This is a genomic window from Bosea sp. RAC05 (assembly GCF_001713455.1).
Lineage (GTDB): Bacteria > Pseudomonadota > Alphaproteobacteria > Rhizobiales > Beijerinckiaceae > Allobosea.
Genome location: NZ_CP016464.1, coordinates 4,829,330 through 4,841,661, shown reverse-complemented (window position 1 = coordinate 4,841,661; position 12,332 = coordinate 4,829,330). Strand labels below are relative to the sequence as shown.

General features: G+C 68.4%; 16 protein-coding genes and 1 tRNA gene. 5 read left to right on the top strand and 12 right to left on the bottom strand.

The annotated features are described in order from the left end of the window. Positions 1-123: 123 nt before the first annotated feature. The 3 genes from BSY19_RS26425 to BSY19_RS26420 all read left to right on the top strand — a co-directional run bounded on the left by BSY19_RS26425 (position 124) and on the right by BSY19_RS26420 (position 1,635). Entirely contained in the window at positions 124-1,224 is a 1,101-nt protein-coding gene (locus BSY19_RS26425) for an extracellular catalytic domain type 1 short-chain-length polyhydroxyalkanoate depolymerase (protein WP_069056766.1), read from the top strand. Positions 1,225-1,288: 64 nt separating this feature from the next. Beyond that, complete coding sequence (locus tag BSY19_RS28110) at positions 1,289-1,456, top strand: hypothetical protein (protein ID WP_171905212.1); 168 nt, start codon at positions 1,289-1,291, stop codon at positions 1,454-1,456. Continuing rightward, positions 1,453-1,635 (top strand): hypothetical protein, encoded by a 183-nt coding sequence (locus tag BSY19_RS26420; protein WP_069056765.1) that lies wholly within the window; start codon positions 1,453-1,455, stop codon positions 1,633-1,635. Before BSY19_RS28110 ends, BSY19_RS26420 begins: the two co-directional genes overlap by 4 nt. A 90-nt stretch (positions 1,636-1,725) precedes the next feature. Here the strand turns inward: BSY19_RS26420 and BSY19_RS26415 are convergent, their stop codons facing one another. Further along, a complete protein-coding gene (locus BSY19_RS26415) occupies positions 1,726-2,184 on the bottom strand; it encodes a MarR family winged helix-turn-helix transcriptional regulator (protein ID WP_083247856.1) in 459 nt (152 codons plus the stop codon). Between the two features lie 97 nt (positions 2,185-2,281). Here BSY19_RS26415 and BSY19_RS26410 point away from each other — a divergent pair, with 97 nt between their 5' ends. Then, positions 2,282-3,256 (top strand): Bug family tripartite tricarboxylate transporter substrate binding protein, encoded by a 975-nt coding sequence (locus BSY19_RS26410; protein ID WP_069056763.1) that lies wholly within the window; start codon positions 2,282-2,284, stop codon positions 3,254-3,256. 56 nt (positions 3,257-3,312) lie between these two features. Here BSY19_RS26410 and BSY19_RS26405 read toward each other — a convergent pair. Beyond that, positions 3,313-3,397 (bottom strand) — tRNA-Leu (locus tag BSY19_RS26405). Positions 3,398-3,599: 202 nt separating this feature from the next. Here BSY19_RS26405 and BSY19_RS26400 point away from each other — a divergent pair. Beyond that, positions 3,600-4,121 carry a disulfide bond formation protein B gene (locus BSY19_RS26400; protein WP_069056762.1) on the top strand — a complete coding sequence of 174 codons (522 nt, stop codon included), beginning with the start codon at positions 3,600-3,602 and terminating at the stop codon, positions 4,119-4,121. A gap of 9 nt (positions 4,122-4,130) precedes the next feature. On the opposite strand, the gene BSY19_RS26395 is transcribed toward BSY19_RS26400, so the two are convergent. The 10 genes from BSY19_RS26395 to BSY19_RS26350 all read right to left on the bottom strand — a co-directional run bounded on the left by BSY19_RS26395 (position 4,131) and on the right by BSY19_RS26350 (position 12,331). Continuing rightward, complete coding sequence (locus BSY19_RS26395; RefSeq protein ID WP_066720294.1) at positions 4,131-4,688, bottom strand: HNH endonuclease; 558 nt, start codon at positions 4,686-4,688, stop codon at positions 4,131-4,133. 207 nt (positions 4,689-4,895) lie between these two features. Beyond that, the gene (locus BSY19_RS26390) at positions 4,896-5,792 is read right to left on the bottom strand and encodes a 3-hydroxybutyryl-CoA dehydrogenase (RefSeq protein WP_150129746.1); all 897 of its coding nucleotides are present in this window, start codon (positions 5,790-5,792) and stop codon (positions 4,896-4,898) included. A gap of 131 nt (positions 5,793-5,923) precedes the next feature. Continuing rightward, entirely contained in the window at positions 5,924-6,871 is a 948-nt protein-coding gene (locus tag BSY19_RS26385) for an electron transfer flavoprotein subunit alpha/FixB family protein (RefSeq protein ID WP_069056760.1), read from the bottom strand. Between the two features lie 4 nt (positions 6,872-6,875). Next, on the bottom strand, positions 6,876-7,625 hold the full coding sequence (locus BSY19_RS26380) for an electron transfer flavoprotein subunit beta/FixA family protein (protein WP_069057413.1): 750 nt from the start codon (positions 7,623-7,625) through the stop codon (positions 6,876-6,878). Positions 7,626-7,802: 177 nt separating this feature from the next. Beyond that, positions 7,803-8,498, bottom strand: a complete 696-nt coding sequence (locus BSY19_RS26375) for a rhomboid family intramembrane serine protease (protein ID WP_069056759.1) — start codon at positions 8,496-8,498, stop codon at positions 7,803-7,805. Between the two features lie 8 nt (positions 8,499-8,506). Then, positions 8,507-9,088 carry a cob(I)yrinic acid a,c-diamide adenosyltransferase gene (locus BSY19_RS26370; RefSeq protein ID WP_069056758.1) on the bottom strand — a complete coding sequence of 194 codons (582 nt, stop codon included), beginning with the start codon at positions 9,086-9,088 and terminating at the stop codon, positions 8,507-8,509. Between the two features lie 74 nt (positions 9,089-9,162). Beyond that, complete coding sequence (locus BSY19_RS26365; protein ID WP_069056757.1) at positions 9,163-9,756, bottom strand: acyloxyacyl hydrolase; 594 nt, start codon at positions 9,754-9,756, stop codon at positions 9,163-9,165. Between the two features lie 175 nt (positions 9,757-9,931). After that, positions 9,932-10,120: a twin transmembrane helix small protein gene (locus BSY19_RS26360; protein WP_069056756.1), complete on the bottom strand. Its 189-nt coding sequence runs from the start codon at positions 10,118-10,120 to the stop codon at positions 9,932-9,934. A gap of 80 nt (positions 10,121-10,200) precedes the next feature. Next, complete coding sequence (locus BSY19_RS26355) at positions 10,201-11,073, bottom strand: ABC transporter permease (protein WP_069056755.1); 873 nt, start codon at positions 11,071-11,073, stop codon at positions 10,201-10,203. Between the two features lie 211 nt (positions 11,074-11,284). Continuing rightward, a complete protein-coding gene (locus tag BSY19_RS26350) occupies positions 11,285-12,331 on the bottom strand; it encodes an ABC transporter substrate-binding protein (protein WP_069056754.1) in 1,047 nt (348 codons plus the stop codon). Position 12,332 lies beyond the last annotated feature (1 nt).

Genomic DNA, 12,332 nt, shown 5'->3' with positions numbered 1-12,332 from the left:
TGCCGGGCAATCCCGCGGGCCCGATGCCGCATCGGTGATGTTGCGTTGCAACATAAGCAGCTATGATCGCGTTGAGGATCGAAGGCCGCCGTCATCTCGTCGCGGCCGGCGCAGGAGCGCTTCATGCCCCGACTGTCGGATACCATCGCCCGCCTCGCCGCCGCCCGCGGTCCGGGACAGGACGCCGCCGTCGCGTCCCGCCTGACCGAATGGGCCGGCTTCGGCTCCAATCCCGGCGCCCTGCGGGCCCACCGCTATCGTCCCGAGGGGCTCGCGCCCGGCGCGCCGCTCGTGGTGGTGCTGCATGGCTGCACCCAGAGCGCGGCGGCCTACGACCTCGGCTCGGGATGGTCCCGCCTTGCCGACCGGCACGGCTTCGCCCTGCTGTTTCCGGAGCAGCAGCGCGCCAACAACGCCAATCTCTGCTTCAACTGGTTCGCGCCCGGCGACATCGCCCGCGAGGCGGGCGAGGCGCTCTCGATCGCCCAGATGATCGAGGGGACGATCACCGGGTACGGGCTCGACCGCCGCCGCGTCTTCGTCACCGGCCTGTCCGCCGGCGGGGCGATGGCGGCCGCGATGCTCGCGACCTATCCGGAGCTCTTTGCCGGCGGGGCGGTCATCGCCGGCCTGCCCTATGGCAGCGCCTCGGGCGTTCCCGAGGCCTTGGAGCGCATGCGCGGACATGGCCTGCCGGGCGAGGCCGAGCTGCTGCGCGCGGTGCGTGCGGCTTCGCGCCATAGCGGGCCCTGGCCGACGCTGTCGGTCTGGCACGGGTCGCGCGACCACACGGTCGCGCCGGCCAATGGCGAGGCCGTGCTGGCGCAGTGGCGGCAGCTCCACGGCCTCTCCGAGAGCCCGTCGCAGACCCTGTCGCTCGGCCCCCACCAGCGCCGCGTCTGGCGCGATGGCACCGGCACGGCGCGGATCGAGGCCTTCACGGTGGCCGGCCTCGGGCATGGCACGCCGATCGATGGCGGCGACGGGATCGGCGTGCCGGGGCCGCACATGTTGCAGGCCGGCATTTCCTCGACGCGGCACATCGCGGCCTTCTGGCATCTCACGGATGCCGTCGCGGCGGCTGCCACGGCTCCGGGCGCAGATGCATCCACTGCCCGGAGCCGGCCGGCCGAGACGGCTCGGCCCCTGCCGCCACAGCCGGCGGCCTCCGGGCCCGGCCAGGTCATCGCCGATGCGCTACGGGCGGCGGGGCTGATGCGCTAGGCTGGCCGGGAACGATCGGCGCCGCTCCCGGTTTGTGAGTCGAAGACGAGCGGAGGCGGTGGCCATGACGAGCGAGACCAGCGAGGATGACGCCGCCTTCGCCGGGCTGGCCGTGCCGGGCGACACTCCGGCCGACAGGCCGGAGCCGAAGGTGTTTCTCGCCATCAGTGCCGCGATGGTCGCCTATAAGACGCGCAACCATCCGGCCCTCGTTCAGGGAGACGGGACATGATCGCGGACAAGAAGGCGATCGTCTGCTGCGCGGACGATTACGAGCGGGCGCTCGAGCGGGTCGCGGAGCTCGGCCATCCGGCGCCGGGCACCGCGGAGGAGGCCGAACTCATCGGCCTCATTGAGGCGATCGAGAAATGGGAAGCCCGGCACGAGGACGATTCGGAGGGCTGGGGCTAGCGACGGGCGTCCGAGCGCCGATCCTGCGTCTCCCGGTGCGGACGCGCCCGGCGGCACGGCCCCGTCGCGTCCCTGCCAGATCAGGGCGGCTCAGCCGCGCAGGACCGCCTCCCTGAGCTTCTCGATGATCACGAAGACCTGCTGCCGCTCGGTCTCGTCCAGGGCTGCGAGAAGGCGTTCGTGGCGCGCCCGCATGACCGGTCGCACCCGCGCTTCGAGGGCGCGGCCCTCGTCGGTCAGCTGCGCCCAGACGGCGCGGCGATCCCCCGGCCGCCGTTCACAGGAGGCGAGGCCACGCTGGGTGAGTTCCTGCAGGCAGCGGCTCGTCAGGCCGGGATCGAGGCCTGCGATCTCGGCGAGTTGACGCCCCGTCATTGCGCCATGGGCGGCCAGGAACGCGATGATGCGCCATTGGGGGATGTTCAGCCCGCCGGCCTCGCGCAGCAACCGGACGCTCTGGCGGTTCAGGGCCGCGTTGAAGCGGACCAGACGGAAGGTCAGGAGCGCTTCGAGGTCCGCCGGCTGCTGGGGAGTCATGTCTTGCGTCATGAGGCCATCTTGGCGGCAGCACGCTTGACGTTGCAATCATTGATCAGTCAATTGATTGACCGAGCGGGCCGGCGACAGGCCCGAGGGGGAGGGTGACATGATCAGGACATTCGCGCGGGCCGTGCTCGTCGGGCTGGGGACCCTGGTGCCGCTGGCTGCGCTGGGCCAGGCGGCGTTTCCGAACCGGCCGCTGCAGATCATCGCGCCCTATGCGGCGGGCGGGGCCGCTGATGTCCTGAGCCGCTTCCTCGCCAAGGAGCTGGAGAGCCGGCTCGGGCAGCCGGTGATCGTGCAGAACCGGCCGGGCGCGGGGACGGTGATCGGGGCCCAGGCGCTGCTGCAGGCGCCCCGGGACGGCTACACCCTGTTCATCAGCTCGAACTCCACCTTCACGCTCAACCCGGCTGTGATGCCGAGCCTGCCTTACGACGCCGCTCAGGATTTCGAGCCCCTGGCGCAGGTCGCCACCGCCAATCTCGTGCTGGTGACCCATGCCGACCATGCGGCGCGGGATGTGGCGGCGCTCGTGGCGGCGGCCAGGGCCGAGCCCGACAAACTGACCCTGGCGTCGTTTGGAACGGCCACCGTCTCGCATTTCGCCGGCGAATGGTTCAAAGCCGTGGCCGGGATCAAGATGGCGCATGTCCCCTATCGGGGCAGCGGCCCGGCCATGAACGATCTCGTCGGCAAGCATGTACCCTTCCTGATCGACACGATCGTGGCGGCCAAACCGCAGATCGAGGCCGGCAAGATCCGCCCGCTGGCGGTCACCTCGGCGAAGCGCTCGGCCATGCTGCCGGACGTGCCGACGCTGCAGGAGCTCGGCTTTCCAGGCATCGACCTCTCCTCCTGGGTCGCGCTGGTCACCGCGAAGGGCATCCCCGCCGAGGCCAGGGCCAGGCTCGGCGATGCTCTGGCCGCCGTGATGCGCGATCCGGCGGCGCTGGCCGCGATGACGAAATCAGGGTTCGAGCCGGTCTACCGGCCCTATGCCGACTGGCCGGGCGAGATCACCGCGGAGATCGCGGCCATGAAGTCCATCGCGCGGGCGGCTGGGATCAAACCCGAATAGCGATGTGGCCGGGGGCATTGCCTGATATCGCCGGGCGCGAACGCCTCGGCTGATGATGGTGCCCCTGGCCGGGATCGAACCAGCACTCCTTGCGGAACTCGATTTTGAGTCGAGCGCGTCTACCAATTCCGCCACAGGGGCCCCTTTCGGGCGGGGCGGACTATAGCGATCGACTGCGGCCGGTCAATCGGCGCGCGGGCCCGCGGAGTGCACGGTCGTCGCGCCTGAAAAATGATCGACGACAGGGCTGCCGTCGCGCCTGTCCTGCTGTATTTCGGCCGCAAGCGGGTCGCAGGGTGGGCTCGTCTGCTTCGTCCTCCGACCGCGCCCGCCGAGCCTGCCGATGACCCTCTCCGCCTCCGTCACGCAACGCTCCGGACTGACGCCGCGGCGCCTGATCGCGCTCATCGGCCTCGCCTGCCTCGCCCTGATCGCGGGCGCCTGGTTCTTCGAGATCGTGGTGGGCCTGAGGCCGTGCAAGCTCTGCCTCGAGCAGCGCCTGCCACATTATGCCGCGATCGGCCTCGCCGCGGCCGGGCTGGTGCTGGCGCGCTCGCCGCGGCTGCAATGGCTGGTGCTGCTGGGGCTCGCCGGCCTGATGGCCTGGAGCACGGGGCTCGGCGTCTATCATGCCGGCGTCGAATGGGGATGGTTCGCCGGCCCCAATGATTGCGGCGGGGCGGCTGCGCCGGCCGCGGCCGGCGTGCAGGATTTCATGAAGCAGCTCCAGACCACGCGGGTCGTCAGCTGCACGGAGGCGGCGTGGCGGTTCCTCGGCCTGTCTCTCGCGGGCTGGAACGTGCTGGCCTCGCTCGCCCTGTTCGCGGGGGCTCTGACGGGCGTGCTCGGGCGCGGGCGCGCTTGAGCGGTCGCCTTACGGCTCCAGTTCGGAATCCCAGTAGAGATAGTCGAGCCAGCTCTCGTGGAGATAGTTCGGCGGGAAGAGCTTGCCGTTGCGGTGCAGGTCGTTGATCGTCGGCGCGTAGGCCTTCTGCATCGGGAACATATCGACCGCAGCCGGCATCTTGTCGCCCTTGCGCAGATTGCAGGGCGAGCAGGCCGCGACCACGTTCTCCCAGGTAGTCAGGCCGCCCTTCGAGCGCGGGATGACGTGGTCGAAGGTCAGTTCGTCGCGGGCGCCGCAATACTGGCAGGCGAAACGGTCGCGCAGGAAGACGTTGAAGCGCGTGAAGGCCGGCGTGCGCGAGGGCTTGATGTAGGTCTTCAGCGACACGACCGAGGGCAGCCGCATGTCGAAGCTCGGGCTGCGGACGACGGTGTCGTATTCGGAGACGATGTTCACGCGGTCCATGAAGACCGCCTTGATCGCGTCCTGCCAGCTCCAGAGGGAGAGCGGATAATAGCTCAGGGGCCGAAAATCGGCATTGAGAACCAGCGCCGGACAACCATCCGGCGAGGCCATCGGATGCATCACATGCGCCGTCAAACCCGCCGCACCTCCGCTTTCACATGCAAGACGAATCCCGCATGGGCATCAATGTAAGCGCGGCACGACAGGAATGTGAAGGGGTGCGGCGATTGGGCCGCCGCGACCGTCGGGATCGGGGACGACCCGACCCTCTGATTCAGGGTGTGATGGGAGGCAATGCCCGGGTCAAACCCGGGCTTGAAGGCGACTTCAGCGCGTCGGGACCGGCTTCTCGCCGCGGTAATCGTAGAAACCGCGCTTGGTCTTGCGGCCGAGCCAGCCAGCCTCGACGTATTTCACCAGCAGCGGGCAGGGGCGATACTTGGAATCCGCCAGGCCGTCATGAAGTACCTGCATGACCGAGAGGCAGGTGTCGAGGCCGATGAAGTCGGCCAGCTGCAGCGGCCCCATCGGGTGATTGGCGCCGAGCTTCATCGCGGTGTCGATCGCCTCGACCGAGCCGACGCCCTCATAGAGCGTGTAGACCGCCTCGTTGATCATCGGCAGCAGGATGCGGTTGACGATGAAGGCGGGGAAATCCTCTGAGACCGAGACCGTCTTGTGGAGCTTGCCGACGAACTCCTTGGCGAGCTCGAAGGTCTGGTCGTCGGTGGCGATGCCGCGGATCAGCTCGACGAGCTGCATCAGCGGCACGGGGTTCATGAAATGGATGCCGATGAAGCGCTCGGGCCGGTCGGTCGCGGCGGCCAGCCGCGTGATCGAGATCGAGGAGGTGTTGGAGGCCAGCATCGTCTCCGGCTTGATGTGCTGGCAGACGGCGGTGAAGATCTTGCGCTTGGTTTCCTCGCTCTCGGTCGCGGCCTCGATGACGAGGTCACAATCGGCGAGGCCTTCGAGCTTCGGGGCGGCGGCGATCTTGGCCATCGCATCGCGGCGGATCTCGTCGCCGATGGCGCCCTTGGCGACCTGGCGGGCCATGTTGCCGTCGATCGTCGCCAGCGCCGCGTTGATGCGCTCCTCGGCGATGTCGTGCAGCCTCACCTCGAACCCCGCCACGGCCGCCACATGGGCGATGCCGTTGCCCATCTGGCCCGCGCCGATGATGCCGATCGTCCTGATCGCCTGAGCCGACATGGTCTGTTCCATCTCCGGTGTCACCGCGTCCATGGTCGGAGGCGGATGCGGGCCGCCGCGCGCGGCCGCCTCTTCATATATCAATCACGGGCGCTGCGCAGCGTCCGATTGGCTGAGCGCCGCGACCTGCCGGTCCCCGGCCCTCACTTGCCGATCTTGGCGAGTTCGGATTCGAGCTCCGGCAGCAGGGTGAAGAGGTCGCCGACGAGGCCGTAATCGGCGACCTGGAAGATCGGGGCCTCCTCGTCCTTGTTGATCGCGACGATGACCTTGGAGTCCTTCATGCCGGCGAGATGCTGGATCGCGCCGGAGATGCCGACGGCGATGTAGAGATCGGGCGCCACGACCTTGCCGGTCTGGCCGACCTGCCAGTCATTGGGCGCGTAGCCGGCGTCGACCGCCGCGCGCGAGGCGCCCATGGCCGCGCCGAGCTTGTCGGCGATCGGCTCGATGACCTTGCCGAAGGCCTCCGACGAGCCGAGCGCCCGGCCGCCCGAGATGATGATCTTGGCCGAGGCCAGCTCCGGCCGGTCGGACTTGGCGACCTCCTCGCCCTTGAACTGGGAGGAACCGTCCTGGGCCGTGGCGGCGACGGCCTCGACCGGCGCGGTGGCGGCGCCGTCGGCGGCGGCCGCGAAGGAGGCGCCGCGCACGGTGATGACCTTCTTGGCGTCGCTGGCCTGCACCGTCTGGATGGCGTTGCCGGCATAGATCGGCCGCTCGAAGGTATCGGGCGAGACGACCTTGGTGATCTCCGAGACCTGCATCACGTCGAGCAGCGCGGCGACGCGCGGCGTCACGTTCTTGCCCGTGGTGGTGCCGGCCGCGACGATCGCGCCATAGCCACCGGCGAGCGAGACGATCAGCGCAGCCAGCGGCTCGGCGAGATGATGGCCATAGGCGGCGTCGTCCGCCAGCAGGACCTTCTCGACCCCGTCGAGCTTGGCAGCGGCGGCGGCCACGGCTTGCGCGCCCTGGCCGGCGACGAGGACATGGACGGGCGCACCGAGCGCCTTGGCGGCGGTCATGGCCTTGCGGGTGGCCTCGTTGAGGCTCTTGTTGTCGTGCTCGGCGAGCAGCAGCGTCGTCATGATGTCAAAGCACTCCGGCTTCGTTCTTGAGCTTGGAGACGAGTTCGGCGACGGAGCCGACCTTGATGCCGGCGGAGCGGCCGGCCGGCTCGACGGTCTTCAGCACCGTCAGGCGCGGCGCGACGTCGACGCCGAGCGCCTCGGCCGAGGTCTCGTCGAGCGGCTTCTTCTTGGCCTTCATGATGTTGGGCAGCGAGGCGTAGCGCGGCTCGTTCAGGCGCAGATCGGTGGTGACGATCGCCGGCAGCTTGAGCGAGACCGTCTGCAGGCCGCCATCGACCTCGCGGGTGACGTCGACCGACTCGGCCTCCAGCGCGACCTTCGAGGCGAAGGTGCCCTGCGGCCAGCCGAGCAGCGCTGCGAGCATCTGGCCGGTCTGGTTGCAGTCGTCGTCGATCGCCTGCTTGCCGAGGATGACGAGGCCGGGGCTCTCCTGCTCGACGACCTTCTTCAGGAGCTTGGCGACGGCGAGCGGCTCGACCGTGCCCTCGACCTTCACGAGGATGCCGCGATCGGCGCCCATGGCCAGCCCGGTGCGGATCGTCTCGGCGGCCTGCGCCGGCCCGATCGAGACCACGACGACCTCTGTCGCCTTGCCGGCCTCCTTCAGCCGCAGCGCCTCCTCGACGGCGATCTCGTCGAAGGGGTTCATCGACATCTTGACGTTGGCGAGTTCGACGCCCGAGCCGTCCGCCTTCACCCGGATCTTCACGTTGTAGTCGACAACCCGCTTCACGGGCACAAGGATCTTCATCGTCGTCATCACCGTTCAGAAAAGAGGCTGGTCCCGCCGCATCCCGGACCGTGCCGCAGAGGGCGGAAGGATGGCGGCATCGCGGCTCTCGGCTCGAATGCGGAGGGACCGTAACGACGCGCGTTTGCGCTTGTCAACGCCGCGGATGGCCCATCCCCGATCCCCAAAACGCGCCCCTCAGCCGCGCGCCGCGCGGCCGAACAGGGCCACGCGACGGTGGATCAGGATTGGCGTGAGCGCGGCGCCGGTGCCGAGCCCGCCCAGATGGGCCCACCAGCCGACATGGCCGTCCGGGTCGATCAGCGCCTGGACGAGCTGGAACAGGATCCAGGCGACGATGGCGTAGAGGGCGGTGATCCGCAGCGGAATCCAGTTGAAGGCGAGGCCCCAGATGCGGACGCGCGGATAGAGCATCAGATAGGCGGCGATGACGCCGGAGATCGCGCCCGAGGCACCGATCAGCGGCTGCTCCGAGGCGGGGTTCATCAGGGCGTGGGCGAGGGATCCGCCGAGGCCGCAGAGGCAGAAGAACAGCAGGAACCGGGCATGGCCCATCGCATCCTCGACATTGTCGCCGAAGACGAAGAGGAACAGCATGTTGCCCAGCAGATGGGCGAGGCCGAGATGCAGGACGACATTGCTGAGCGGCGTCAGCCAGGGCGGCGCCTGCAGCAACTCGGTCGGCAGTTGCGCCGTTCCAAACAGCACCGATGGGATCAGGCCGAAGCCGGCGGCGACGGCGATCTGCGCCGTTTCGTCCCGGCGCAGGGTGACCAGCAGATAGAGCCCGGTGCACAGCGCGATCAGGGCATGAGTCACGAAGGGTGCGCGCATGAAGCGCAGCGGCACGCCGTCATGCAGGGGGATGAACACGCGGCGCGCTAGCGGTTCTGGCCGGGCACCCAGAGCACGTCGCCCCCGGCCCTGGCGTTGAGATAGCGCGACGCGACGAAGAGGAAGTCGGAGAGGCGGTTGACATATTGCAGCGCCGGCTGGCCGACGATCTCGCCGGGCGTCTGGGCGAGTTCCGTCATCAGGCGTTCGGCGCGGCGGCTGACCGTGCGGGCGAGATGCAGATGGGTGGCGGCCGGTGTCCCGCCGGGCAGGACGAAGGAGCGCAGCGGGGCCAGCGTCTCGTTGAGACGGTCGATGTCGGCCTCGATGCGATCGACCTGGGCCGATACGATCCGCAGCGGCTCATAGGCCGGCGGCTCGCCGGTGTCGGGCGTCGACAGGTCGGCGCCGAGATCGAAGAGGTCGTTGCTGATGCGGCCGAGCATCGCGTCGACCTCTGGGTCCTCCGCGGCGGCATGAAGCCGGGCGATCCCGATGCAGGCATTGGTCTCGTCGATCGTGCCATAGGCGGCGACGCGCAGGTCGTATTTTGGCCGGCGCGGGCCTGTGGCGAGACCGGTGGTGCCGTCGTCGCCGGTGCGGGTGTAGATTCGGTTCAGCTTGACCATGGCGCCTTATAGCGCGCCGCGCGGCCGACGGAAGCGGCGTTTCGCGCTCGGCAGCGGCGGCGAAACGCCCCGGCTCAGAAGCTGTAGCCGAGACGGGCGCCGATGTTGGCCGGGCCGCGGGCCTGGCCGCGGTCGGCGCAGCCGGTGGTGCTGAAATGCTCCAGCGTCGCGACGAGGCTCCAGCGGTCGTCGAGGCGCACGCCGAGAGCGGCGGCCTCGCGGGTGCCGCCGTTGCAGCCGAGGTTGAGACGGTTCTGCGGGATGATCGCGCCGGTCTTGCCGTCATTGACCGCCGCGCCAAAGCTGGCCTCGACGAAGACCTTGCTGGTGATGTCGATGGTCCAGCTCGCGCCGGCATAAGCGAAGCGCGTGCCGTTGAAATTGGCGCTGGCGCCGAGATGGAAACGCGGCACGAAGGCGTTGGCGAACCGGTCGCTCAGGGTGAAGGGCCGGGGCGTCGCGATCTCGCCGCTGAAGTTCGCCAGGCCGCTCTCGCGGCCGCCGGGATTGGCCGCGCCGGCGCCGATGCGTGCCTCCCAGGACAGCGATGGCGAGGGCAGGCTTGCCGGGGCGTAGCTCGAGGCTCCGGCCGGAAGGTCCTGAGCCTGCGCCGCGATGGGCGAGGCGATAAGGACGCCGGAGAGGAGAAGCAACGCGACGCGAACCATGGGCGATCTGAACTTCTTGCCGTCGGGGACAGCCTTAAGGTTGCCCAAAGACTCGTGACCGGATTATGGCGGGATTGCGGCCGGCGCCGATCGGTTGCTGTAGCAAGCAGGAAAAATCTCTGATAGATCAATGTCTTGTGAAAATGCTGGGGATCGCGCCGATGTGGCCGTCGCCTCAGCCGCTGCGCCACCACAGCACGAACAGGATCACCAGGATCGCGACGAACTGAAGGATGACGCGCAGGCGCATCAGCTTCTGCGAGGTGTTGGCGCTGCCGCCGCGCAGCATGTTGGCGAGCCCGAGGACCAGGACGACGGCGACGGCACCGACGGCGACGGGAACGAGTGTACCGCTGAATGTCATGGCTCAGCCCTTAGCGCGGCCCCGCTGGCTTGGCCAGCGGCGTCCCCGGCCAGTGACGCTGGGCCGCAGCCGGCCCGCGTTCACCGATAGCGCCGCTGCACGATCAGATGGGCGGCCACCGTCAGCAGGATGGTCGCCGTCATCAGGATGAAGGAGATCGCGCCGCCGAAGGGCCAGTTGTTCTGCTGGGCGAACTGGCCATAGACCAGCGGCCCCATCATCTGGAACTTCGGGCCACCGAGCAGGACGGGCGTGGCATAGGCGTTCATCGCCAGGATGAAGGTCAGGATCGTGCCCGCGAGGATGCCGGGCAGGGCCAGCGGCCAGAGCACGCGGCGAAACATCGCCGCCGGGCCGGCGCCGAGGCTGAAGGCGGCCTCCTCGACATTGCGGGGAATGCCCTCGATGACGCTCTGCAGCGTCAGCACCATGAAGGGCAGGTTGACCGCGATAATGCCGATCAGAACGGCGTTCTCGGTGTACATGATCTCGAGCGGCTGATCGATCAGGCCCATCCCCATCAGCGAGGCGTTGAGCGCGCCCTTGCTGCCGAAGGCGGTCATCCAGCCGGCCGCGCGCACGGCGTTGCCGACGAAGAGGGGCAGCACCACGGCGATGATCAGCAGGTTCTTGAAGCGGCTCTGCGTGCGCGCGAGCACATAGGCGAGCGGGAAGCCCATTACCAGGCAGGCGATGGTGCACATCACGGCGACCCGGACGGTGCGGGCCAGCACGGTGAGGTAATAGCTGTCGGTGAAGAACTTGACGTAGTTCTCGATCGTCAGCCCGTCGACCATGAACTGGCCGGGGATGAACTGGTTCAGCGAATAGCGGAAGAGGATCGCGATCGGGCCGAGCAGCCCGATCGCGACGAAGAGTGTCGCCGGCACGACGAGCAGACCGGCGAGGCCGGTCCGTGCGCCCGCGACGGGTTCGGGAGCGGTTACGCTCATGGCGTGGCCTCAGCATCATGGCCGGCCTTGTGCCGACCATCCACGTCTTGAACGCCTGTCGTCACAGGCTGCCATGCCTGGAGCGACCGGGCCCAGCCATGAGACACGCCCCGTTCTCCATCCCCGTCGCAAGACGTGGATGGTCGGGACAAGCCCGACCATGACGGGAGATGGGAAATGCTCATGGTGCCAGAGCCCGACCGCAGTTGCATCACGCCTTGAAGACCTTGTCCCACCACTCCTTCATCGCCGAATCGTTCTTGGCGAGGAAGGCATAGTCGAGGTCGCGCAGCTTCTTCTCCTCTTCGGGGGTGAAGCCGATGCGCTTCTGCAGGTCGGGCGCAACGGTCAGCCCGGTGACGGTGCCGTTGTAGCCCATGTCGACCGCGAAGGCCTCCTGGGCGGCCTTCTCCAGCATCGCGTTCATATAGGCGTAGGCGTTGTCCTTGTTGGGCGCGTTCTTCTGGATGACGAAGCCCGAGACATAGATCGGGATGCCCTCGACGGGGGCGACGGCCTCGCAGGGGATGCCGGCGTTCTGCCACTGGACGACACGCGCCTTCCAGATCGCGCTGATGCCGATCTCCTCGTTCTTCATCGCGGCGGCGAAGGCCTCGTTCGTCGGGTAGACGCGGGCGCCGGCCTTCTTGACCGCCATCAGCACCTCCTTGGCCTTGTCGAGGTCGTTCATGCTGGCGCCATTGGTGCCGGCGAGCGACGCCGCGATCATGATCGACTGGTACTGGATGTCGATGAAGCCGATCTTGTTGCCGTGCTTGGGATCGAGCCAGTCCTTGAAGCCGGTCGGGGCTGCCGTGATGACCTTGGGATTGTAGATGACCACGTTGCCCGAATAGATGTGCCCGACGCCGTAGGGATACTTCATCGTCGGCAGCAGGTTCTTGGCGTTCGGGATCTTGGCATAGTCGATCGCATCGATGACGCCGGCCTCGTTCATTTCGAACATGTTGGCGGCGGACAGGCCCTGGATGTCGACCGTGCCGCGCGGGAGGCGGCGCTCGGCGACCATCTTGGCGCGACGGGGCGCGTCGCCGGCCTGATCCTGCACCACTTCCATGCCCTTGGACTTGAGGAAGGGGTCCTCGATGTTCTTGGTCAGGAGGCGGGCATAGTCGCCACCCCAGGTGCCGACGACGACCTTGCCGGCGGCCTGGGCGAGAGCCGGGCTGCCGAGACCGGTGGCGAGCGCGGCGGCGCCGGCGCCCTTGAGAAGATCGCGTCTGTCGAATGTCGTCATG